The organism is Mycobacterium liflandii (assembly GCF_022354805.1).
Classification (GTDB): domain Bacteria; phylum Actinomycetota; class Actinomycetes; order Mycobacteriales; family Mycobacteriaceae; genus Mycobacterium; species Mycobacterium marinum.
On the sequence record NZ_CP023138.1, the window covers coordinates 4,876,488 to 4,901,429 of the forward strand.

Sequence of the window (24,942 nt, forward strand, 5' to 3'; positions counted from 1 at the left end):
AATCCGAACTTGCCTCCAACACGCCGGTCGACTTGGCGCAGCAAAGCATCGCCGGCGTATACCGTTCCTCCCACAAACGCACAGGGAAGGTAGGCGGTGAGCAAGAGCCCCGTCGATGCGATGTCGCGTCGCGAGTTTTTGGCCAAGGCCGCCGCCGCCAGCGGGGCCGGTGCCGTCATGTCCTTGGCCGGCCCGGTCATCGAAAAGGCCTACGCAGCGGGGCCATGTTCGGGTCACCTGAGCGACATCGAGCACATCGTGTTGTTCATACAGGAGAACCGGTCGTTCGACCACTACTTCGGCAAGCTTTCGGGCACCAACGGATTCGACAGCGGCTCACCGCTGTTCGCCCAGAAAGGCTGGAACCCCCAAACACAGTCCAACGATCCGGCCGGAACCACGATCCCCTACCGCTTCGACACCACGCGAGGCCCGCTCGTTGCCGGTGAGTGTGTCAACGACCCAGGACACGACTGGATCGCCATGCACAACGCCTGGAACAACGGCGGCAACGACAACTGGCTGCCGGCCCAAGCCGCGGTCAGTGCGCTGCAGGGCAACACCCCGGTGACGATGGGCTATTACCAGCGCGAAGACATCCCGATCCACTACCTGCTGGCCGATACGTTCACGATTTGCGACGGCTACTTTTGCTCGCTCATCGGAGGAACGTCGCCAAACCGGCTCTATTGGATGAGCGGCACTATCGATCCCGATGGCGCCAACGGGGGGCCGCTGCTGGTAGACCCCAACATCCAACCCCAGGGGCGGTTCAGTTGGCGCACCATGCCCGACAATCTCGAGGATGCCGGGGTCAGCTGGAAGATCTACCAGAACAAGCTGCTGGGGGCGCTGAACAATACGGTCATCGGCTATGACGGGATGCTCAATGATTTCAAGCAGGCCCAGAATCCGCGGACGAATCTAGCCCGTTACGGCATCGCGCCGACCTACCCCAGAGACTTCGTCTCCGATGTCCGCAACAACCGGCTGCCCAAGGTCTCCTGGGTGCTGCCGGGGTTCCTGTTGTCCGAGCACCCGGCGTTCCCGGTGAATGTGGGCGCCGTGGCGATTGTGGACGTGCTGCGGATCCTGCTTTCCAATCCGGCGGTGTGGGAAAAGACGGCGCTCATCGTCAGCTACGACGAAAACGGCGGATTCTTCGACCATGTCACGCCGACCACGGCTCCCCCGGGAACTCCCGGCGAGTGGATCACCGTGCCCAACATCGACGCGGTCACCGGCTCCGGTGGCATACGTGGACCGATCGGTTTGGGTTATCGCGTGCCATGCTTTGTCATCTCGCCCTACAGCCGGGGCCCGCTGATGGTCCACGACACGTTCGACCACACCTCTCAACTGAAGTTGATCGAGACGCGGTTTGACGTTCCGGTCCCCAACATCAGCGCCTGGCGCAACGGCCTGGTCGGTGACATGACCTCGACGTTCAACTTCGCGGTCCCGCCGAATTCATCGCGCCCCAACCTCAGCCACCCCGCGATCAACGCCGTCCAGAAGCTGCCCCAGTGCGTGCCCAACTATGTCCTGGGCACCGTGACGAAGACGGCGGTCCCCTACCGGGTGCCGTTCCCGCAGGTGATGCCCACGCAGGAGACCCAGCCAGCGCGCGGGATTCCCAGCGGCCTCTGCTAGGCCCGCGCAGCCACCCAGACGGACGGCTCAGACGCGGTCGTCGAGTTCGGTAACGGGGTCATAGCCGGGCAGGCCAAGTTCGCGACGCATCAGTTCGGCGGTGCGTTCGGCGAACATCGAGATGGTCAGAAACGGGTTCACCCCGATGGCTCGCGGGATGACCGACGCGTCACACACGTAGAGCCCGTCGTAGGTGCCGCCATCGGCGGTGATACACGTGCCCGGCGTGGTCGACTACGCCGGCGTCGACGTTGTCGGCGGTGGCACACCCACCCATCGGATGGGCGGTGATCAGGTGCTTGCCGAGGAAGCGCTTGTCCCATCGCGGATTCTTGATGTACGTCCCGCCAATCGCCTCGACAGCGGGTTTCATGATCGCGTCGACGTCGCGGTAGACCGCTTCGGTCGGGGCCCGCGGCCAGTCGACCTTGACGGTGCCGTTCTTGCGTAGCACCAGTTCGCCGTCGGAGTTGTCGTGCACCATGATCAGGAATCCGAGCGAGTGGTTCATCGCGCCGTCGGTGTTGAAGGTGACGTCACGACGCCAGCGGTCAAGTTTGGTCGGCCGCAGGTCGCGATAGCTGGCCGCGGCCAGCCCCATCAGCCCCAAGCGGAAGCTGTCGACGAGCGCGCGGGGCATCGACAAGTCCTCCACGGTGAACCGCTTACGCACGTCGGATTGGTCGGCGCCGAAACGTATCACCGCGGTGATGCTCGGCCCGCAAGTCAGCTCGGATCGCGGCGGCCCATCGGTGGTCGCCCAGGTTTGGGTATCGGTGCGCATGTCGGTGTTGTAGGCGATCGCGAAGTTATCGCCGTTGCCGCTGAAGTTCTTACCCAGCCGCCCAGACAGTTTCAGCCCGGCATCTCTCGAGCGCATCAGGATTCCGTTGCTGCCCAGCGCGCCGGCACAGACCACGACGTGACGGGCGGTGATGACGACATCGCCGTCTTGGCCCTTGCGCGAGCCTTGACCTTTGCGCCCGGTGCGCCCAGCGATCACCCGCCAGCGGCCGTCGTCGGCGGCTTCGATGCGCTCCGCTTCGATGCCGCAAAACATCTGGGCGCCATGGTGTGCGGCCATCGGCAGATAGTTGGTCATCAGGGTGTTCTTCGAACCGGTGTTGTCACCGGTGCCATCGCCACCGTGGTTGGGGCAGCGCCGCCGCTGTACGCCGTATCTGGTCACGCGGTCTTCGGCGCTGACCGTGATGTCCAGGATCTGCAGCTGGGCACCCACGTTCTTGGCGATCTGGGTGAACGCTTCGACGCGACGCAGCGGCACGTTCTCCGCATAGGGCACGGCGCCGAGCATGCGGCGGGCTCGGCCGAAGTATTCGTCCAGGCCGCCAACACCCTCACGCTGCTGTTCCACCAACGCGCGGAACTCCCGCGGCCATGACGCCAGGAACACTTCCCGATCGGGGACGATCGCCACATTGAAGTTGATCAACGAGGTGCCGCCAAGTCCGCTGGCGTGGATCACGTCGATGGTCTTGAAGCGTTCGATCTCGATGAGGCCCAAGGGATTCGAGCGCGAGCGAAGTTCGCCAAGCGCGGCCTTCTCGGTTTCGGGGAAGGTTCCGGTGGGGTGCTCGACGCCCCGTTCCAGCACCGCGATGTCGAGTTTGCCGCCCGCTGCCGCGTTGGCGGTTGCCAGCCGCGCCGCGGTGATCGCGCCTCCATAGCCGGAGCCGAGGATCACAACGTCGTACTCGCTACGCAACGCATCGGTGTTGCAAGCCAGAACTGCAGCGGTGTCGGCCATGACAAAAACCTAGCGTCAATTTCACCCCAGCAAAACGGGTCCTCCGCTGCGGCCGCCGACCGGATCGGGAACCGGTGGTCCGCTCAACCCGGTTGGTCCGCTGCTTCGTGACCGGTATCGGTCGATCCCGAGAAGCCCAGCATGAACAACCCGGCGGCCACGCCGCACAATGCCGCGCACGCGGGCAGCAGCATCGACTGCGACATCGCGACCGAGAAGGGCTCACGCAGCAACCCGGGAAGTCGCACCGCTGTGCCGTCGCTGCCGCGCAGCGCAGGCGAGTTCCCTGGCAACGGCGGCATCTCGGCGGCGATCCGCGCTGTCATGAACGCCGCCATGCCTGAGGCGCCAAGCACGGCCCCCACCTGCCGAGCCGCTGTGTACACGCCGGCGCCCGTACCCGCCAACTGTGCCGGCAGGTCTCGCGAGCCAATGGCGGCCAGCGGCGCCCACACAAAGGGAATGGCCACGCCGAGCGCCGTGATGGGCAGCACCAGCCGCCAGATCGGCGTGCTCAAAGACATCTCGATCGATAGCCAGGTGAGCGCGACCGCCAGCATCGTGAACGCTGAACTAACCACCAGCTTCGGGTGATACCTGTCGACGATCTTGCCGACCAGGGGCGACACCACCCCACTCATGACCACCATCGGGGCAATCAATGCCGCCGAGCGGATCGGCGACAACCCCACGGCCGACTGCACGAAGAACATCGCCGGCACCATCATCGCTGTCGTCGCAAACGCGACGGCCGCCACCCCGATGCTGGACAGACTGAAGTTGCGGTCGCTGAAGATCTTCAACGGGACCAGCGGGTCACCGCGATTGACCGACTGCCAATAGACGAACACCGCGATGACCCCGACGCCGCCGATCAGCATCATCGAGGTCCACGGCGCCCACCCCGCGTGCTGACCCTCTTGCAGCGCGAACACCACGAGAAAGACACCCAGCGCCGACAGTGCGGCCCCAAGCAGATCCAGCTGCGGGCGGTGTACCGGCAAGACTGGGAGCAGCAGGGCTGCCAGCACCAGCCCGGCGAGGCCGATAGGGACGTTGATGAAAAAGATCCACTGCCAGCCCAGCGCCTGGACCAACACACCACCGGCCAACGGTCCCACCAAAGTTACGACGCCACCGGTGGCTGTCCAGATGGCCAACGCCACACCACGGCGCTGCGGCTCGAATATCCGGCTGATGATCGACAACGTCTGCGGAAATAGCAGCGAGGCGCCCAGGCCCTGCACCGCACGGGCCGTGATCAGCATCCCGATGCTGCCAGACAACCCACACCACAACGATGCCGCCGTGAACACCGCAAGGCCGATGACATAGATGTTCTTGGGACCGAATCGATCACCAAGGCGCCCGGCCACCAGCAACGGCGCCGCGTACGTCAGTAGGTAGGCACTCGTCACCCAAATCACCAGGTAGTAACTGGTGTGCTGGTCGGCCATGATGCTCGGGTTGGCGAGCATCACCACCGTGGAGTCCAGGACGATCATGAAGTAGCCGACCAACATCGCCCACAGCGCAGGCCACGGGTTCAATGATCGCGCCCGACGGGTGCCCCGAGCTATCCGCCTGGCGCGTCCGGCGACGAGGCTGGCCCCGATCATGCGTCCGCGCCGCTCCGAACCCCCTTGCGCCACTCTGCTAACGGCCGGCGCCGGCTGCGAACTGACGGGCTCGGTGCGGTGCAGAACCGCAACAAGATGGCCGGCGACTCACCCGTGTCGGCGTCGGCCAGTTCGGCGAACTCCAGCTGCAGTCGCTGTAGCTGGGCACCGTAGCTCGAAGACAGGCCATGCAGCTCTTGATCGTTGTGAGCGTAGAGAAACAGCGGCGTTGTCGGTCCTACCGCCAGCCCCTCCTGCTGTGCGCGGATCCACACGGCTTGAGAGGCCGATCCGCCACGTGCGTAATCGGCCAACGACCGGCCTTGCACGTACACCAGGGCCAGCGCCGAACTCGAAGAGAGCCGGGCGAAGCCGTCGAACCCTAAGGCCACTCCCCCATCCCACCGCGCGAGTTGGGCCGTGACCTCAGGGCGGCAGATCTGCTCGAGCATCATCAACCTGAACGCATCCAGCTCCAGACTGCGAACGTCGATGCCGCTGTTCGCGGCCGGGTCAGTTGGCCAGTGCAGCTCAGCAACCAATTCGGCATGCAGCTCCGGAGTGAGATAGCGGATGCGGTCACTGGCTCCGATAATCCTTGCCGCCCTGTCGATGTCGTCACGACTGCGCAAGACCTGCAGCCGCGCGCCCTCGCCGCGAGCGGCAAGTTCCAGCATCTCCACCGTCTAATCGGAGATCGGAGTGGGCGTCCCATAGTGCCGATTCGTCTGGCGCGCCAGCATCGGTTCGTAAAGTCGCGCCAGATCCGGGTCATCTCCGCTGCCCAGTCTTACCGTCGCGGTCAACGGAGACCGTTCGCTGACCGCACCGATCTCGATCGGCCCGAGAACGCCATGGGCAGCGGCCGCGACCCGCGCGTTGAACACCGCCGCGCCGATTCCTACCGCGCTGCAGCGCAAACCGATGTCCACCAAAGACGTGTGCTCGGGCGCGAGCTCGATGACAACACAGTCCCGATCGGCTCGGATGCGCCACGGTTGGGCGTTGCCGACCGACGGTGCACGATTGGCGGCCGCGGCGACCACGTCAACGACGTCGCCCAGCTGCGCGGCTTCGGCCAGTGGGTCGGCGTCGGCATCAGACTGCGCGGCGCAAGCCGGCCCGGCCGTCTGCCGGTCGGTGGCGTGGGCGGCGGGATCGTCGATACGGCTGAGCATCTCTTCGACGTCCATACGGATGCGGCCCGATGAAAGCGGCTGTTGTAAGCCAATTTTGCGAACGGCCTCAGCAACGCTGGCCGCCCCGAGTTGGACCTCGCTGGCCAGCTGTGGCCAGCCGGACCGCGTCGAACCAACTTCGATGAACGCCGCGGCCTCTCGCGCCGTCACCTTCTCGGGAGAGGTAATGCGATAAAGGTGTGGAATCTTGTCCCAGTCCGACAATCCGCTCAGGGCTGCGGCGTCGATGTCGCCGAGCAGGCCGTGCAGGATCGGCCGCGTCGGTTCCAGGTCGTATCGCTCGACGTCTAACAGACCGCGATAATCAGTGGCCATGATGACCGGTATCCGCCGTGCGCGCGCAGCCTCACGGACCATGACTTTCGTGTCCAGCGAGTCGCATTCCTCGACCACGATGTGCAGCCCGTCAAGAAAAGCGTCGATCGTATCTGCGGTGATGCCGGCCGTGACGACGGACACCTTCAGGTAGGGATCCAACTCAGCTATCCGGCGCGCGGCAGCGGTCGCTTTGTTCACGCCGAGGTCGAGCACCGACAAAGGGACCCGATTGAGATTGGACAGCTCCAGGTGATCAAAGTCGGCGAGCCGCAGCTCACCGGAGAGCCCTTCGGCCGCGAGGGTGTACGCGAGGGTGTGTCCGACGCTCAAGCCGACTACCCCGATACGCAACTCGGCGAGCTGATCTTGTTCCTCCTCGGTGATCAGATGCCGGTTTCGGTCTAGCCGGACAGCGCGAAACGCGTGTGGCCCCAACACACCGACGACCGTTCGTCGCCACGGGTAATGAACCCACCGGTGCCGCTCGGCAATGAGGTCGGCGTTACGGCCAGGGCGGATTCCGCGAATAATTTGCGCCTGCTCGTCAGTCCGGTCCAAGAAGTTAATCGATGGATCTGCGCGCAGACATTCCAACCGATGAGAATCCGCGGGAACGTCCGGATTAAGAATCTGCGCCCCAGCATCGTCCCCATCGCCGCTCGCCCACATGCCAGCGATACTTTCACCCACCGAAGCGCTTCGCAAGGATTTTGGGGACGCAATAGCCGTCTTCGATCCCGGCCAACAGGATCCTCATTAATTGCCACAACAGGCCCGCCGAAAAATCAAATTAGGCTCGCCGAATTCACTCGGTTCAGCGCAGCCCCCAACCGATCAACCCGCGGGTCCAACCGTCCGGACCAGAATTAAAGCACTTGCCCATCAACGGTATCCGCAGTATCAAGACCCAGTTCGACTTCGGCCACTATCCAGCCGATTGCGCACCGTTCAACAGAGCGGAAAGACCATTGCGAGCGGCAAATACTCGCGCTAGCCGAAGTTGGCCACACGCGGACCGAAAGAATCGTAGAGTTGCCACTCGAAACCCCACAACTGGGCTATCAGGAATTAAGACAATCGTTATGGGTCGGTAATAAAAAGAAAAATGGCATTATCCACCCGGTGGGGAAATCCGCTTTGCCGGTCACCGACCGCTTCCGGGCAAGCCGCGAGCCCGACTATCACCTCAACATCAAAGGCGGATGCCCGCGGCGCCGGTACACCGATCCGAATCGCGCATCCAGCCGCAACCACGTCGGCATTACCCGCACCCGAACCATCTCATCGGCATCAATCGCTTCTGCCGACTGCGGCAGGAAACCCATTGCCGTCAAGGCGAATACGCAGCGCATCGGCAGACCGACGGCGGCGTCATCGGAGCTGACCTGGATGACCTCTTGGTCCATCAGTGAGACCGGTGGACCGTGAGAGCTGCTGTGTTCCTTGACAAGTCGTGCACCACTCTGCGCCAGGTCCAGCACAACGCGCGCCGGCAGGTCTTCGAGGTGGACGAATCCGGACTCCGGCGGCAGCGCGCCCCGCCACGCCGAGTCCATCGGGTAGCCCGGATCCAGGTAGCCGGAACTGTCCGTCGCAGCAAGTCCGCGGGCCAGCGCGTCGGCGCCCACCGTTAAGTCATTGGGGCGCACTTTACCGACCACCACCCGGCTGGCCAGCACATCGAAACTGGTTGCCACCCAAGCCGTCAGCAATCCGGCGGATCGTGCCCGCAGTCGAATGATCGCGGCCGGGTCAAGCCGGATCGCATGCTCGACGAATGTGGACAGATCCGAACGATGAGCTGGGTCCGTCAACCACAGCCCGCGCTCGTCTGTCCCCGTCATTCCCGCAGCCACCGCTGCAGGTACTCCCGATGCTGTGCCGACAACCGCACCAGCCGCTGCTCTTCGATGTGCACCGCAGCGAGCTGCGATTCCGCGATGACGGCCGGCTTGGACTCCGAGGCCGCGCCGATCGAGCGGACTTCGTAGCCCAGCGTGAAGTCGACCGCCCGAAGCCGCTTCGTCCACATCGTCACCTGCAAAGGCGAATCCGCAAGCCGCAGCTGATCCTTGTAGGTGACCCGGACATCGGCGATCAGCAGGCCGATGGTGGTGATATCGGCGCCGAACGGCTCCCGGAGGAATGGGACCCGAGCCTCTTCGAGGATGGTGACCATGGTGGCGTGGTTGACGTGCTGGTACATGTCAATGTCCGACCAGCGCACCGGCACCGCAGCGACGTACCCGACGGTCATCCCGAGATCCCTCGTCCGCTGGTGCAGGTCATTCCGCGGACCTGGCGGGCGGCCACCGACAACGTCGCGAGATCCTTTTGGCCGCTATCCCGAATCTCGTTGAGTGTCCGGCGTGCCCGGTCCACCCGGGAGGCGCTGAGCTGCTCCCATTCCAGGATCTTCTGCTCACTGCTCTCATCGGGCTCACCCACGGCGATCACGTCGAAGCACAACGACCGCAGCGCACCGTAGATGTCGTCGCGAATCGCCAAGCGGGCCAATGAATGCCAGCGATCCTTTCGCGGCAGCTCGGAGACGGCGGTGAGCAAACCGTCCGCACCCAGCCGATCCACCAGGGCAAAGTAGGTATCGGCGACTTCGGCCGCGTCGATATCGGCGATGTCGGCGATGTCGATGATGTCGAGCAGGCTGTAGCGATACAGGCCGACCGCAACGCGGTACGCCAGGTCCTCGGGTGCGCCCTGGGCGATGAACTCCTCGGAGGTCTTCTCGACGATGGCCTTATCGTCGCCGCGCAACCACTCCGACATCCGCGGGGTCAACGCTTTGACCTTCGCGGCGAACCGGTTGATCTCGGCGCCGACGGCGAGCGGCTGAGGGCGGTAGTTGAGCAGCCAGCGACTGGCACGGTCGATGAGCCGGCGGGTATCCAACGTCAACCGGTCGGACAGCGCCACCGGTAGCTCCTCCGCACGGATACGGCGCCAGATGTGACTCACGCCGAAGATGGCGTCGGTGGCCATGTAGGTGCGCACCGCGTCGATCGGTGAGACACCGACGTCTTCGGTGATCCGAAAGGCGTAGGTGATGCCGGCGGTGTCCACCAGGTCGTTGATCACCATGGTGGTGACGATCTCGCGACGTAGCTGGTGCGAGCGGATCTCGGGAGCGAACCTCTCGCGCAAGGGCTTCGGGAAATAGGAGGGCAACCTCGAGGCGAACACATCCTGATCGGGCAGCTCGGTGGTCAGCATCGTCTCTTTGAGCGCCAGCTTGACGTGCGCCATCAGGGTTGCCAACTCGGGCGAGGTGAGCCCGATGCCCGCTTCCGAACGTCGCGCAATCTCCTTTTCGGAGGACAGCGCCTCCAATTCCCGGCTGACTCCGCGCTCGGCCACCAAGTACCTGATCTGGTCGGCGTGCACCGGCAGCAGGCTGACCGGGTTAGCGCGGCTGGTACCCATCAAGTCGTTCTGATCGGAATTGTCGGTGAGCACCAGCTGTGCCACCTCGTCGGTCATCGACTCGAGCAGTTGTTTGCGTTCGTCTGTTCTTACCTTGCCGGCGCTGACCAGCGAGTCGATCAGAATCTTGATGTTTACTTCGTGGTCGGAGCAGTCCACACCGGCGGAGTTGTCCAGCGCGTCGGTGTTGATCCGCCCGCCGGACAGATCGAATTCGACGCGACCCAGTGCCGTGACCCCGAGGTTGCCGCCTTCACCAATGACCTTGGCGCGCACCTGGTTCGCGTTGACCCGCACGGGATTGTTGGCACGGTCACCGACATCGGCATCCGACTCCGACTCAGCCTTGATATAGGTCCCTATGCCGCCGTTGAACAGCAGATCCACTGGGGCCTGCAGAATCGCCCGGATCAAGTTGGGCGGGGTCATCTCGGTGACGTCGCCGCCAATGCCAAGGGCATTGCGAACCTGGTCACTGACCGGGATGGACTTCTGCTCGCGGCTGTACACCCCCCCGCCCTCGCTGATCAATGACTTGTTGTAGTCATCCCAGCTGGATCGGGGCAGATCGAACATTCGCTGCCGTTCCTGCCACGAGGCAGCGGCATCCGGATTCGGGTCGAGGAAGACGTGGCGGTGATCGAAGGCAGCGATCAGCCTGATGTGCTTGCTCAACAGCATCCCATTGCCAAAGACGTCGCCGCTCATGTCGCCGACGCCCACGACGGTGAAGTCCTCGGTCTGGGTGTCGATCCCCATCTCTCGGAAGTGCCGCTTGACGGCTTCCCAGGCGCCCTTGGCGGTGATCCCCATGGCCTTGTGGTCGTAGCCCACCGACCCACCGGACGCGAACGCGTCACCCAACCAGAATCCGTAGGAGTTGGCGACCTCGTTGGCGATGTCGGAGAACGTGGCGGTGCCCTTGTCCGCGGCCACCACCAGATAGGCGTCGTCGCCGTCGCGCCGCAGCACCTCCGGCGGCGGGCTGACCACTCCGGTCGTGTGGTCGACGTTGTCGGTGACGTCGAGCAGCCCGGAGATGAACAGCTGATAGCAGGCAACGCCTTCGGCGCGAGTGGCCTCGCGGTCGGTGGCCGCGTCGCCGGTGCTCAACGGCGGCCGCTTGACGACGAATCCGCCTTTGGCTCCGACCGGCACGATGACGGCGTTCTTCACCGCCTGCGCCTTGACCAGACCGAGGATCTCGGTGCGGAAATCGTCGCGCCGGTCCGACCAGCGCAGCCCGCCTCGCGCTACCGGGCCGAACCTCAAATGCACGCCTTCGACCCGGGGTGAATAAACGAAGATCTCGTACTTGGGCCGCGGCAGCGGGAGCTCGTCGATCAGCTGGGCATCCAACTTGACTGACAAGACATCGCGGCTGCGGGCCGAACCTTCGCGTGAGACAAAGTAATTGGTCCGTAGGGTGGCCTGAACCAGCGACGCGAACGCCCGCAGAATCCGGTCGGTATCCAGACTCACCAGTGCGTCGATGTCAGCGGCAACGGCAGCAGCAGCGGCTTGCGCGTCAGGACTTACCGGTGAGCCCGCCGGCCGTGGGTCGAACAGGGCCTCGAACAATAGGACCAGTGACCGCGCGGTGGAGGGGTGCTCGTTGAGAACTGATTCGATGTAGGACTGGCTGTAGGGGAAGCCCGCTTGCCGCAGGTATCTCGAATAGGCACGCAGCAGGACCACCTGTTGCCACGTCAGCCCCGCCCGCATGACCAACTCGTTGAACCGGTCGATCTCGATCCTGCCCTGCCAGATCGCGGTGACCGCATCGGCGAATCGCTGTGCCGCCGCGGCCCGCTCGGCGGGAACCGTCGCCTTCGGGATGGTGGGATGCGGTGAGATCTTGAACTGATAGATCCAGACCGGCAACCCGTCCGGGCGGGTGACCGTGAACGGCCGCTCCTCGAGCACCACCACACCCATGCTCTGCAGCATCGGCAACAGCTGACTTAGCGAGGCAGTACAGCCCCCCAGGAACCAGGTGAGCTGGGCGACACCGTCCGCGGTGCGATCGGAGAAGACCAATTTGACCGAGTCATCAGCTAGCTCGTTGATGATCGCGATGTGGTCGATGGCGTCGGCCGGGGCGACCGCCTGCTTGTAGGCCTCCGGAAAGGCAGCCGCGTAATGCTCGGCGTCGGCGTGCCGCACCGAAGCATCGGAGGCAGCGCCGATCAGGCGGTCGGCCCAGGTGCGCGCGGCCTCGCTCAACAGCGCCTGAATCCGGCTTCGGTTGGCCTCCGAAACATCGATCGAACCCGTCGCCACGTCTTCGGGCAACCGAACCATGAAATGCATGAGCGCCCAGGGTGATTCACTGACTCTGGCAGTGAACTCCAGCCGGGTGCCGCCGAACTCGCGGACCAGGATGTCCTCGATCTGCAGCCGCACGGCCGTCGTGTAGCGATCGCGCGGCAAGTAGACCAAACACGAGACAAAGAACTGCAGCCGATCGACCCGCAGGAACAGCAGCGCTCGTCGCTGGGAGCCCAGATCCACCACCGCTTTGGCCATCGCCAGTAACTGTTCGGAGCTCAGGGTAAACAGCTCGGGACGAGGGACGGTCTGGATGACGTCCAGCAGAAGCTGGCCCGGGTGGCTCGGGTCGTTGCCGGCCAACTCCAGCGCGTCACGGACCCGATGCGAGATCGCCGGGATCTCCAAAACGTCGGCGTTCATGGCCGCCACTGTGAACAATCCAACAAAGCGATGCTCGACGATATTGCCGTCGCCGAGGCTCTCGCGTATCGCGATCGCGTACGGGTAAGCGCCGTAGCGCAGGTAACTGCCGACCCGCGCCTGCGCCAGGACCAGCAACTTGGTTTCGTCGGTAAGCCGGGGCCGCGTGCCGGTCCGCGCACGCAGCACGCCCAGGCCAGTCGAGCCGTCGCCGAGGACCATCCCGTCGTCCACCTCGCAGGGCTGATAGCCAAGCAAGAGGAAGTTTCCATTCCCCAGCCAACGCAGCAACGCCGCCACCTCTTGGTGGTCCGGAGCCGCATAGTGGCCTTCGCGATCGCTGTCGACTGCGACCGCCAATTCGCTGAGGGTGGCAATCATTGCCGGCGCATCCTTGGCGACACGCTGAACATCAGCCAAGACCTTGGGCAGCAACTGTTCGACTTCGGCGAGGGCTTTGGCCTCGACCGTCGGCGAGAGTTGGACGTGTATCCAAGCCTCACCGACGTAGGGCGAGGCGTCCAGGGACTTCGGCTCGACGCGCTGCAGCTCACCGGTGGGGCCGCGGTGCACCTCGAAGACCGGGGTCATGATGGTGGTGTAGCCAACACCAAGCCGGTGCAGGAGCACCGTCACGGAATCCATCAGCATGCTGCCGTGCTCGGTGACCACTTGCAGCGCCGGCCCGAACCCGACCGGGTCGTCCGCCGGATACACGGCGACGCGACTCTCACCCATGGGGCGGTGCTGCCCGAGCCGATAGTGCGCACTCAGCATCGCCGGCGTCACCACGGAGGCAGCGGCTTCGGCGGCTCGTTGTGAAGCCTGCGAATCCTCCTCCCCCCGACGCTGGTAGCTGTCCAGGTAGGCCTGCGAGATCCAGTCAGGAATGTCGGCGGGTTGGGTGAACGCCGTCCACGCCCCGACATCCTGCTTGGCCCCGGGATCGATCGTCATGCCGACTGCTCCAAACTCACGACTGAAACCAGCGCGCTACTTGATCGGCCCCACTCCTCACCGGCCATAGGGGCCGCATCGTCGCGGGGCACCACTTGACTGCCCCACTCCTCAGCAGCCATAGCGGCCGCATCGTCGCGGGGCCTTCGCAGAGCTGACACTAGTCGCGCGTCAACCTTCTATGAGTAACCCGGTGCGGCCGCGCAGCCTCGACGCCAAGCCGCTCAACCTTATTTTCTTCGTAGGCTCCGAAGTTCCCCTCGAACCAGAACCACTTGGCCTCGCTGTCAGCGTCGCCTTCCCACGCCAGGATGTGCGTGCACGTGCGGTCGAGGAACCAGCGGTCGTGCGAGATCACCACGGCACAGCCCGGGAAGTTGACCAGCGCGTTCTCCAGCGAACTCAGTGTCTCGACATCCAGGTCGTTGGTCGGTTCGTCCAGCAGGATCAAGTTGCCGCCCTGCTTGAGCGTCAGCGCAAGGTTGAGCCTGTTGCGCTCGCCGCCCGACAACACACCCGCGGGTTTCTGCTGGTCTGGTCCCTTGAACCCAAAGGCCGACACGTAGGCGCGCGAGGGCACTTCAGACTGGCCCACTTCGATGTAGTCGAGCCCGTCCGAGACGACTTCCCACACGGTCTTCTTCGGATCAATGCCAGCGCGAGTCTGATCGACGTAGCTCAACTTGACCGTTTCGCCGACCTTGACCGTGCCGCTGTCCGGCTCCTCGAGCCCCACAATGGTTTTGAACAGGGTGGTCTTGCCCACTCCGTTGGGGCCGATAACGCCGACGATGCCGTTGCGGGGCAAGGTGAAGGACAGGTCCTTGATCAGGGTGCGCCCGCCGAAGCCCTTGTCGAGGTGTTCGACCTCGACCACCACGGAGCCCAACCGGGGTCCGACCGGTATCTGGATCTCCTCGAAGTCAAGCTTGCGAGTCTTCTCCGCCTCGGCGACCATCTCCTCGTAGCGCTGCAGACGCGCCTTGCTCTTGGCTTGGCGCGCCTTTGCCCCCGACCGAACCCAGGCCAGCTCTTCCTGCAGCCGCTTTTGCAGCTTCGCGTCCTTTCGGCCCTGCACCGCCAGCCGATCGGCCTTCTTCTCGAGATAGGTCGAGTAGTTACCTTCGTACGGGTAGGCGCGGCCGCGATCCAATTCCAGGATCCATTCGGCGACATTGTCGAGGAAGTAGCGGTCGTGGGTGACCGCCAGTACCGCACCGGCATAGCTGGCAAGGTGCTGTTCGAGCCACTGCACGCTTTCCGCGTCGAGGTGGTTGGTCGGCTCGTCGAGCAGCAGCAGATCCGGTTTCGACAGCAGCAGCTTGCACAGCGCAATCCGCCGGCGTTCACCACCGGATAAGTTGGCCACCGGCTCCTCGGGCGGCGGGCAGCGCAGCGCGTCCATGGCCTGCTCCAGCTGCGAGTCGATGTCCCACGCGTCGGCGTGGTCCAAATCCTCCTGCAGCCGGCCCATTTCTTCCATCAGCTCGTCGCTGTAGTCGGTGGCCATCAACTCGGCGACCTCGTTGAATCGGTCGAGCTTCACCTTGATGTCGCCCAGACCCTCTTCGACGTTGCCCCGAACCGTCTTTTCCTCGTTCAGCGGCGGCTCCTGCAAGAGGATGCCGACCGTGGCCCCGGTAGCCAAGAACGCGTCGCCGTTGTTCGGCTTGTCCAAACCGGCCATGATCCGCAAGACGCTCGATTTTCCGGCCCCGTTAGGGCCGACGACACCGATCTTGGCGCCCGGGTAGAAGCTCAACGTGACGTCGTCGAGGATCACCTTGTCGCCGTGCGCCTTGCGGACCTTCTTCATCGTGTAGATGAACTCAGCCATGCCGCGGTATTGCCTTTCTAGTCTTTGGAGTTACCCCGCCGACCATCCTAGGCACCACCGCGCAGCGCTAAGCCGACAGTGGCAGTGCATTGCGATCGGCGGCGTCCGCACCCGCCGCAACGTCCGCAGTGTCAGCAACGTCGCGGGCGCTGTGGTCGTCGTTGTCGGCGACGTCCTCGCATCGCGTTGTGGCCGCGGCCGCCGCTGCCTTTTCCGGGCTCGGACCCGTGTACCCGGGCTTCTCGATACGCACAATGACGCGCGAGAGATCTGGACCGACGGAGGTTGCCCGCAGCTCGAGCGAGGAGCGGCGGTTGCCATCGCGGTCCTCGTACTCGCTGGTGTAGACGTGGCCCACGACAATCACCGGTGCACCTTTGCCCAATGCCGCCCCCACCCCGGTAACCAGCCTGCCCCAGCAGTTCACGGTGATGAACAGCGAGTTGCCCGGCTCCCAGCCGCCGTCTGCGGTCCGCCGGCGCGAATTGCTGGCGACCCGGAACTTGATGAACTCCTGATCGCCGACCTTCCGGCGCTGCGGGTCATTGACGATGTGACCGACCACGGTAAGAGGCGTTTCAAACATCTGCGCGATTCCCTTCGCTGGGTTGCTGTCGTTGGCTGTTTCGTGCCGCCCGCGGGTGGATCCGCGCGGTGCTGGCTGTCATTCACCTGCACCGCACCGACAGCCGCCCGAGGCGGGCGCGGTCCGTCCAACCCGCCTGTGGGCAAAGACGTGACTGTGGATCGAAGTCCCGAGCGTGGGGCCACGACCGCAGACCTGAAACCAACTGTCACCAGAATCTGAAAACCACCCGTCTCAGCAGGTCAACGGCGATAGCATCCAAAGGTCGTCGCATTTGCCAGCCACGGCGACCGGACAGCAAATGGAGGCTGCCACGGTGAACGCAAAGTTGAAGGGCCAGAGGATGGGCGTACGGGTGGCCTGGGTGGTCGGCACGCTGGTGGCGGCCGCTTATGCGCTGCTGGCGGTGGGCTGCTCATCGGATCTGAAAGGAACACCGGCCCCGGAGGGCGACGGCATGCCCGAAGGATGCTCAGGTCAGCTGGTACACGTCCCGGCCCCGACGTTTGTGGCACCCACACACATCGGTCTCTGAATCGGCTTCTGACCGCTCAGGGACCACGGCCTTGCTCAACAACGCGGCCGGGTGGGGTCTCACGATGCTAGGTGAGCAATGGAACGCGCCGTCCCGATATTTCTGACCGGGTTCATGGTGCTGGTGGGGCTGGACTTCCTCAGCTACCGGCTCGGCAAACAGCGCAACCGGTCACGCCCCAGCGTGTCCGCTCGCGATACCGCAGCCAACCTGTCGGTCTACGCCTTGGCCCGACTGACTCGATCGGTAGGCAGCGTCACCGCAGTGCCGCTAGTCCTGATCGCCAGTTCGCTGACGCCGATCCACCTGCCGACCTCCCAGTGGTGGACCTGGGCGTGCGCACTGGTGCTGACCGACCTGGCCTACTACGGCAGGCACCGCATGACCCATCGGATTCGAGTGTTCTGGGCCGCGCATCATGTGCATCATTCGAGTCAGTACCTCAACCTGTCCACGGGGATGCGCACCCCCTGGCTGGTCCCCGGTTGGTTGTTCATATCAGCGGTCGTCTACGTGCCGCTGGCGCTGATCGGCTTCCCCGTCTGGATGATCTTCGCTTGCCACGCAATCGTGCTCTTCTATCAGTTCCCGATCCACACCGAGCGCATCAACCGACTGCCCAGACCGATCGAGTATCTGTTCAACACGCCTTCTCACCATCGTGTGCACCACGGCGCGAACAATCCGTACCTCAACAAGAACTACGGCGGCATTCTGATCGTGTGGGACCGACTGTTCGGTAGCTACGCCGAGGAAGACGAGCCGGTTCAGTACGGGTTGCAGCAGAACATCGCTACCCATAACCCGATCAAACTCAACTACCACGAATTCGCCGCAATGCTTAGCGACGTTGGGCGGGCAAAGACGTGGCGTGGCCGGGTCGGGTATCTGCTGCGCCCGCCCGGCTGGAGCGAAGTAGCCGAGACGCCTGCGCCCCGCTCACATGACAGCGATGATCACGCGGTTCCCGTCGATGGCCAGCACTGGGCGGCGGCAGGCAACGGCTAGCTGTTGCGGCGCCGGGCGGCGCCACTGGCGGCGTCGATCGCCGCACCGTCGCGGCGACTACTGAGCCTGTTGCTCGAGTCGCTCCTGACGGGCCTTGAGCTCACGAGCCACGAACCGGTTTCGCGCGATCTTCCCGACGTAGTCGAAATCACGCAGGATATTGCGCAATTCGGCCAGGAACGCGCTCCGACGCTCGGTCAGGTCTGGCGCGGGCTCGATCAGGTGCTGGTCGTCGACCACCTGACGTGCGGTTGCGAAGAGCAGTGTTGACACCGGCTCGCTGCTGCGGACCCGCGCCTGGGCCACGTATTGGTGCCCGAGGCCCAGCGCCAAGTCCGTCAGGTCCTTCTGTTTGATGTTCGCCGGAGCATCGCGCAGCACGTCGGCAACGATTGCGTAGGCCTCGAAGAACACCCGCAGCATGGCGTCCGAAATCAGCGGTCGCTTTGCATAAAGGATTGCGTCGATCTGATCGCCCCCGGCGGCGACCTGGCTTTCCCAGTCCTGGTGCCACGCCATCTCTTCGGCGATGTTGGCGCGAAATGCCGCCGAGTCGGCGAAGTAGAAGTCGAATTTCAGCAGATCCCGCAACCGCATCACCTGGTCCCAGAAGGCGGCCATGCGATCGCCTTCGGCGTGGCGGGCATGGGCCAGCGCAAGCTCCACGATCGAGGTTTCCAGGAAGGCGTGGATCACCGAATTCCGGTAGAAGGCCGCGGCGAGTTCGTCCTCGGGAGCGATGTACCAGACCGGTTCGCGGCCGCTGTCCACCCGGTTGACCGGGTGCGCGTTGGACAGGGCGTCCACGGCCGCCCGGACCCCCTCGCGCGAACGCAGCCGCAGCGCACTGGTCGACATCGGTGTCTGCTTGCGTTCGAGATAGTCAAGCGAATCCTGCAACGTGTGGTGCAACTGGCCAAGGGTTAGTGCGGTACCACGTGCGGTGAGCAGCAATGCACACACCAAACCGGTCGCGGTCATCGGCGTCGCTCGCAGAATCCGCCACGCGACCTCGAAGGACATCTTCTGCAGCGCAAGCCTTTTGGCCGCCAGATCATGGGTTATCGGACCATGCGGAACACCGAGGTACTGCCGCATGGAGACCGCTTCCGGGAAGCGCACATAGATCTTTCCGTAGTTGCGCTCGCCCTGTGCCTTGATGAAGTTGTAGAGCCAGCTGAAGCCCTCGGGTGTCTTCTCGGCGCCGCGCGCGTAGGCGGCGTATTCAGCGATCTCGTGCAGCTGGTCGAAACAGATCGAAACCCCTTGCAGCAGGATGTCGTCACTGCGCCCGTCGAGGTAGGCATCGGCGACATAGCTCATCAGGCCGAGCTTGGGTGGCAACATCTTTCCGGTGCGCGAGCGGGTGCCTTCGATGGACCAACTCAGGTTGAACCGCTTCTCGACGACATAGCCGACGTATTCCTTGAGCACGTACTTGTACAGCGGGTCGCCGGCGATATTGCGCCGGATGAAGATCATCCCCGCGCGCCGCATGAGCGGCCCCATCACGCCGAACGACAGGTTGACGCCGCCGAACATGTGCACCGGCGGCAGCCGGTTGTCCTGCATCGCCACCGGTACCACCGCCCCGTCGATGTAGGACCGGTGGGAGAACAGCAAGACAGCTGGATGGGCTTCCAGCGCGGTGCGCATGGCCGCGACCTGATATTCGTCGTAGTCGAATTCGGGATCGAATCCGCGGCTGATCAGCCTGCCCAGGACGGAAAAAACATCGACCGATGCCTGACTCCAGCCGGTGGCGAGTTCGTCGAGCATCTTGCCGGCTTCCTCGACAGTGGCGCCGGGGATCTTTTCCAGGCCGGCACGAAATCGTGCGGACGCCAACATCTCTGGCTTCACCAGCCGCGGCGATTTGTATTGCGGCCCAAGGATCCGGTACTCGGCGCGGGCCAGCGCCAGGATCGCCCGGCGGGCAACGAAATGGGCAAAGTCGTGTTGGTCCTCGCCAACGGTGTTGTCACGCCACTGCTTGCGCAGCTCCGACACCGTGGCCGACTCCCCTGCCATCACCCTGGCACGCTGCGGGTCCGAACGCAGGATGCGGCGCTGCTGGCGGGGGTTGGGATGGCATGGATCGCGGCCCGGAAGAAGCCCGGCAACCTTTGCCAACCGGCTGCGATCCGCCGGCGGCTGCCAGAACACCTGGACCGGCACGATGGACCGATCTGCGCCGGCTTCGGAACCGGACTCGAGTTGCTCAACCAGCGCGGTCAGCGCGGCCGTCGGGGCATTTCGCGGCGGCAGCTTCAGGACGTCGAACTTTGCCCCTGGTGTGCGGGCCCGCTGCTCGCCCAGCCAATCCATGATCAGCTGCATTTCGACCGGCGAGCCCATCGAGGCCAGCACCAGCGTGTCTTCAGAGGTAAGGACTGCGCTGGTATCAGCGACCGGTTTGGTCACGGCCGTCCTTTGGGCCTAGAGCTCGATGACTCGGCCGCGTCGCTTCGGCCTGCGCCGAGTTGTTGCGCGTCGCCATCATGGGCAATGGGTTCGGGTGCGATCTCGGTCGGGTTCGACGCCTCGCCCACCGGCTTGGGTGCGGACAGCTCGGTGTCGGTGGCGGGCGTCGCAGCCTTTGCAGCCGCGCTCTCGGGCACCTTTTTCGCAGGCGCCTTCTTGGCGGGTGCTTTCTTTGCCGTCGCCTTCTTGGCAGGTGCCTTCTTGGCCGGCGCCTTCTTCGCAGGTGCCTTCTTGGCCGGTGTCTCCTTCTTGGCGGCAGCCTTCTTCGCGGGTGCTTTCTCGGCCGGTGTCTCCTTCGCGGACGCCTTGGCAAGCTGCGCCTTGGCTTTCTTGGCCGCCTTTTCCTCGGCGTAGAGATTGACCTCGGGCAGTTCGTCGACCGGCCAGTCCTTGAGTGTGTCCAGATAGAGCTGGCGCACCTCGGCGATGCGGTCCGGAAGGGTGTCCAGCGTCCAGTCATCGACCGGGATCGGCGGAAACACTGCTATGTCGACGGTTCCCGGATTGATCGTGGTGGAGTTGCGGGAGGCGACGATCTCCGCATTGCGGATCACAATCGGCACGATCGGGATGCCGGCCGCCATAGCGATGCGGAACGGCCCTTTCTTGAAGGGACCAACCTCGGTGGTGTCCAACCGGGTGCCTTCGGGGGCGATCACGATGGATAGCCCGTTCTTTGCGCGTTCCTCCACGGTATGCAGCGTCTCGACGGCTGAGGCCGGGTCATCGCGGTCAATGAACACACCGTCGAGGACCTTGCCCAGCGTGCCCATGATCGGGTCGTTCTGCAGCTCTTTTTTGCCCACCCCAACCCAGTTGTCCCGGACCAGGGCACCAGCAATCACCGGGTCGACCTGGTTGCGGTGGTTGAAGATGAAGACGGCTGGACGCTGCGCGGTCAGATTCTCCTTGCCGACGACATTGAGGTGCACACCGCTGGTCACAAGCAACAGCTGGGAGAAGTTCGAGGTAAAGAAATTCACCCCACGGCGGCGATTACCCGTCAGCAGGCCGATTCCCACTGCCCCGGCAGCAACCGGGAACATGGTGCTGAAACCGGCAAGCGTTCGTATCTGCCGGCGCAGGCCCACCCCCCCGCGGCTGTTGAACTTCAGGATGGGCCAGCCACGGCGTTTGGCCACCGCGGCCATCTTGCCTTCCGGGTTGGTCGGCCGCGGATTACCGACCAGGTACATCAGTGCGACGTCTTCGTCGCCGTCAGCGTAGAAGTAGCTGTCTTTGAGGTCGATGTCGTGCTCGGCCGCAAAACGCTGCACGGCTGCGGCTTTGCCGGGACCCCATAGGATCGGCTTCACCACGCCACCGGTGAGCAGCCCGTCCTCATTGGTCTCGAACTTGTTGGTGAGCATGTTCACGATGCCCAGGAAGCGGGCCACCGGATTGACCTGAATGGTCAGGGCCGACGAGCTGAGCACGACGGTATGACCGCGCGCCACGTGCGCCCGGACCAGCTCGCGCATCTCCGGATAGATCCGCGACTCGATGCGCTGGGCAAACAGCCGCTCGCCGATCTCCTCCAAGTCGACGAGCTGGCGTCCGCGCAACGCCGAGGAGGCCGTGTTGATGAGCTGTTCGAACTCGATTCGTCCCAACGTGTGGTTCAGGCCCGCCTGAACCATGCTGAGCAGCTCCCCCACCCCTATGTCGCGGCGCCGCAGCCGCTCCTGGGTGAGGATGACGGCCGTGAAACCAGCCACCAGTGTGCCGTCGAGGTCGAAAAACGCACCAACCTTTGGTCCCGCGGGGCTGGCCATGATCTCGGCGACGGAGCCGGGTAACCGTAGGTCCCCCGCCGCCTTGTCCTGCTCGCGCCCGTCACCTGGTTCTTCGGCGGCGCTCATGAATTGGACACCGATCGAGACTCCGATCCAGAGACAGTGGTGAAAGAGGCAGGAATCGAGCGCGGTGCGGGATCGCCGGCGAGCGCCAGGATCTCGTCGAAGCCCTCGACCAGGCAGCGGGCGAACAACTCGTCATGTCGGACCGAGGCCCGGTCGTAGCGCACGGTGATGGTGGCCCATCCGCCCCGGGAAATCAGCACCACCATCATCGCCACTCCCGGCAAGGGGCCAATCCCGTACTGGCGCAATATCTTTGCTCCAGCGACGAAGGTGTCCCCGGGGTAGACCGGCACGTTGCTGGCCTGCACGTCCGAGCCGATCACCGAACTGCTGATCCCCTCTAACACCGCCGTGGGTAGGACACTGAGCACTGGCGCCATGGACCCGACGACGTTCATCGCGGGCTCGTCGCGGCGCTGCGTCATCTGGGCTCGGATCTTTTTCATCCGCGCCACCGGATCGGCGGTGCCCACTGGCGCTGCCAGGTTGACGCCGGTGAACCGGTTGCCGCCGGCGCCGTCCACATCGGCCCGCAGATTGACTGGGACCGCCATGGGCAGCGTGCTGATCGGCATCCCGAGGGCCTCGTGGTAGCGCCGCAGCGCGCCACACAGGCCCGCAAGATATGCGTCGTTGATCGAGCCGCCACCGGCCTTTGCGGCCTTGTGTAGCTCGGAGAGCCGAATGTCGATCGCCTCGGTGCGCGTGGTCAGGCTACGCCGGCGCAACAGCGGTGAGGGCTCAGCCGCGCGGTTCATCACCCGCACGCTCGACAGCGCATAGCCGACAATCCCCGAGACGGTGGCGGCCGGATCCAGCACCGCGCGTCCGGCCACCGAGACCGCCCCGGCTATCGCTCCCGCCACGCCGCCAACGAGGGCGATGGGCAGGTGGCCGATGCCCTCACGCATCAAGTCATTGGGTGACAAGTCCTGGGGAATCGGTAGCGGCGGTGTGGGTCTGGGCGCCGGATCCCGTTCCAGGTCATAGATCTGGGCGAACATCTCCACACCGCCGACGCCGTCGGTGACCGCATGGCTGACATGCAGCAGAGTCGCGGCCGTGCCGTCGGCCAAACCCTCGACCAGGGTGGCCGTCCATAGCGGGCGCGAGATATCCAGTGGCGATTGCAGGATCACCTCGGCCAAATCGAAGACGTCGCGTAGCGTGCCGGGCTCAGACACACGCACCCGGCGCACATGGAAGTCCAGGTTGAAGTCCGGATCCACCACCCAGCGCGGCGCCGCGGTCGGCAGCGTGGGAACAACCACCTTCTGCCGCAGCCGCAACACGCGTCGCGAGGCATTCTCAAACCGGGTCCGGAACCGCTCCCAGTCCGGCGTGGTATCGAGAAGCTCTAGGGCCATGATCCCCGAACGCGTCCGCGGATTCGCCTCGCCCCGATGCATCAAATAATCGACGGGCCCCAGCTCATCGGACAACCCAACCGCCTCAGCCATGATCACGACCCACTCGGCCAACTCGACGCGCCATCCTCGTCACCGCCAATCAAGCCTCCTGCTCAGTCCCCGCCAACCAAAGTGCCAACACAACGCTAGTCCGGTTGACGCGGCGGTGAAAGTGAGGATCCGCTCAGCACGGCATGCGCCGCGGACAAGCCCGCAAGACGACGTGGCTGGCAATCGAGTCGGTAACTCGGCGGTTCTCGCGTTCTGGCCGGCGCCTGCCGATTCAGCTGGCCGAATTCGCTGAGAACGCCAACGAACCCAGTACCGAGCTGGTCCAACGCCCGTAGACGACCCCCAGGAAGTCGGAGACCGCACTGGCGGCCAGCCGGGAGCGGACGGTTGGGGTGATGTCGAACGCGTGATGTGCGTTGGCGAGCTCGGCATAGGCCACGGTGTCGGCTCCGGCGCCCCGCAACGCTGCGCAGAACGCCCGCGCCTGCCCGGTTGGGACAAGCTCATCGCGCTCACCGTGCAGCACGAAGAAGGGCGGCGCCTCCCGGTGCACGTAAGAAATCGGGGAAGCAGCGGTGAACGGCTCCGGGTCGTCGGCGTAGCGGCTCTTCATCACGAAGTGCTCCAGGAACGGCAGCATCAATTCATGCATGTTGTCGAAGTCGGTGAAGTCGTAAACGCCGTAATAGGGCGCGACCGCCTGAACCGTCGTGTCGGCGTGTTCGAAGCCAGGCTGAAAAGCCGGGTCGCACGGAGTCAGCGCCGCCAGGGAGGCCAGGTGCGCACCGGCTGAGCCGCCGGTCAGGGCGATGAAATCGGGGTTGCCGCCGTAGGCGGCGATGTTCTCCCGGACCCAGGCAATCGCCCTCTTGACGTCCACCACGTGTGCGGGGAACTTGCAGCGCGGACTCTTGCTGTAGTTGATGGAGACGCAAATCCAGCCCAGCTCCACCATTCGGCTCATCAGGGTGTAGGCCTGCGGACGCTTCCCGTTGACGCTCCACGCTCCCCCAGGCACCTGGATCAGCACCGGGGCCCGGCCTCCCGGCGCCAAGTCGGGGCGGCGCCAGACATCGAGCAGATGTTCACGACCACCCGGCCCGTAGGAGATGTCGGAGGTCTGCGCCGCGTAGCGGCGGCGGGGTCCCGACGGCAGCAGGCCGCCGCGCGTCGCACACGCCGAGCCATCACCGGAGGGGTGTGACACCAGGTCACGGAATTCCGATCCGAAGGACTCCTCGAGTGCCGCGGTGAGGGTCAGATCGGCCCGCTGGGCCGCCCACGCGGTGCCGTACCGGCCGATGGCCGGCGGAGAGACACGGGACAACGCGTACCCGGTCAGCACGTGCGGCGGAAATTCCGCGGACACCCAACCGGCTACCCAGCCGAGGGCAAACGGAGAACCCCGAAGCAACAGAGCTCCGGAACGGACAGCGTCGCGCGCGTCGGCAGCAAGCTGCGCTCCTTGGCGCAACGCTTCGGCACCTGCCCGCGAGCACCGCGAAGTCACACTGGCCATGCACATAACAAAGCCCACCCCTCGACGTCAGGCACACGCGT

At 64.5% G+C, this 24,942-nt stretch carries 14 protein-coding genes and 1 pseudogene; 3 read left to right on the top strand and 12 right to left on the bottom strand.

Annotated features, from left to right (window positions below; translation table 11 throughout):
* The first annotated feature begins 120 nt into the window (after positions 1-120).
* Positions 121-1,653, top strand: coding sequence for a phospholipase C (locus tag CKW46_RS21650; RefSeq protein WP_117437533.1), 1,533 nt, complete (start codon positions 121-123; stop codon positions 1,651-1,653).
* A 169-nt stretch (positions 1,654-1,822) separates the two neighbouring features.
* Here the strand turns inward: CKW46_RS21650 and CKW46_RS21655 are convergent, their stop codons facing one another.
* The 8 genes and pseudogenes from CKW46_RS21655 to CKW46_RS21690 all read right to left on the bottom strand — a co-directional run bounded on the left by CKW46_RS21655 (position 1,823) and on the right by CKW46_RS21690 (position 16,072).
* Complete coding sequence (locus CKW46_RS21655) at positions 1,823-3,421, bottom strand: GMC family oxidoreductase N-terminal domain-containing protein (RefSeq protein WP_482052381.1); 1,599 nt, start codon at positions 3,419-3,421, stop codon at positions 1,823-1,825.
* Between the two features lie 83 nt (positions 3,422-3,504).
* Positions 3,505-5,040 carry an MFS transporter gene (locus CKW46_RS21660; protein ID WP_482052382.1) on the bottom strand — a complete coding sequence of 512 codons (1,536 nt, stop codon included), beginning with the start codon at positions 5,038-5,040 and terminating at the stop codon, positions 3,505-3,507.
* A pseudogene (locus CKW46_RS21665) lies at positions 5,037-7,226 on the bottom strand (Rv1355c family protein). The gene CKW46_RS21660 and the pseudogene CKW46_RS21665 overlap by 4 nt, the downstream one beginning before the upstream one ends.
* A 512-nt stretch (positions 7,227-7,738) precedes the next feature.
* Positions 7,739-8,401: a DUF8010 domain-containing protein gene (locus tag CKW46_RS21670; protein WP_011741473.1), complete on the bottom strand. Its 663-nt coding sequence runs from the start codon at positions 8,399-8,401 to the stop codon at positions 7,739-7,741.
* Positions 8,398-8,814, bottom strand: a complete 417-nt coding sequence (locus CKW46_RS21675; RefSeq protein ID WP_482052383.1) for an acyl-CoA thioesterase — start codon at positions 8,812-8,814, stop codon at positions 8,398-8,400. The genes CKW46_RS21670 and CKW46_RS21675 overlap by 4 nt, the downstream gene beginning before the upstream one ends.
* On the bottom strand, positions 8,811-13,649 hold the full coding sequence (locus CKW46_RS21680; protein ID WP_482052384.1) for an NAD-glutamate dehydrogenase: 4,839 nt from the start codon (positions 13,647-13,649) through the stop codon (positions 8,811-8,813). The genes CKW46_RS21675 and CKW46_RS21680 overlap by 4 nt, the downstream gene beginning before the upstream one ends.
* 160 nt (positions 13,650-13,809) lie before the next feature.
* Positions 13,810-15,486: an energy-dependent translational throttle protein EttA gene (gene ettA, locus CKW46_RS21685; RefSeq protein ID WP_482052385.1), complete on the bottom strand. Its 1,677-nt coding sequence runs from the start codon at positions 15,484-15,486 to the stop codon at positions 13,810-13,812.
* 67 nt (positions 15,487-15,553) lie between these two features.
* Entirely contained in the window at positions 15,554-16,072 is a 519-nt protein-coding gene (locus CKW46_RS21690; protein WP_012395431.1) for a single-stranded DNA-binding protein, read from the bottom strand.
* 316 nt (positions 16,073-16,388) lie between these two features.
* On the opposite strand from CKW46_RS21690, the gene CKW46_RS21695 reads away from it, so the two are divergent.
* Positions 16,389-16,607 (top strand): hypothetical protein, encoded by a 219-nt coding sequence (locus CKW46_RS21695; RefSeq protein WP_015356570.1) that lies wholly within the window; start codon positions 16,389-16,391, stop codon positions 16,605-16,607.
* Between the two features lie 78 nt (positions 16,608-16,685).
* Positions 16,686-17,615, top strand: a complete 930-nt coding sequence (locus CKW46_RS21700; RefSeq protein WP_015356571.1) for a sterol desaturase family protein — start codon at positions 16,686-16,688, stop codon at positions 17,613-17,615.
* A gap of 57 nt (positions 17,616-17,672) precedes the next feature.
* Here the strand turns inward: CKW46_RS21700 and CKW46_RS21705 are convergent, their stop codons facing one another.
* The 4 genes from CKW46_RS21705 to lipQ form a co-directional block, all read right to left on the bottom strand.
* A complete protein-coding gene (locus CKW46_RS21705) occupies positions 17,673-20,039 on the bottom strand; it encodes a glycerol-3-phosphate 1-O-acyltransferase (RefSeq protein WP_482052386.1) in 2,367 nt (788 codons plus the stop codon).
* Positions 20,036-21,961, bottom strand: coding sequence for an HAD-IB family hydrolase/lysophospholipid acyltransferase family protein (locus CKW46_RS21710; RefSeq protein WP_015356573.1), 1,926 nt, complete (start codon positions 21,959-21,961; stop codon positions 20,036-20,038). Before CKW46_RS21710 ends, CKW46_RS21705 begins: the two co-directional genes overlap by 4 nt.
* Positions 21,958-23,421, bottom strand: a complete 1,464-nt coding sequence (locus tag CKW46_RS21715; protein WP_015356574.1) for a WS/DGAT/MGAT family O-acyltransferase — start codon at positions 23,419-23,421, stop codon at positions 21,958-21,960. The genes CKW46_RS21710 and CKW46_RS21715 overlap by 4 nt, the downstream gene beginning before the upstream one ends.
* 232 nt (positions 23,422-23,653) lie before the next feature.
* On the bottom strand, positions 23,654-24,907 hold the full coding sequence (gene lipQ, locus CKW46_RS21720) for an esterase LipQ (protein ID WP_482053458.1): 1,254 nt from the start codon (positions 24,905-24,907) through the stop codon (positions 23,654-23,656).
* Positions 24,908-24,942 lie beyond the last annotated feature (35 nt).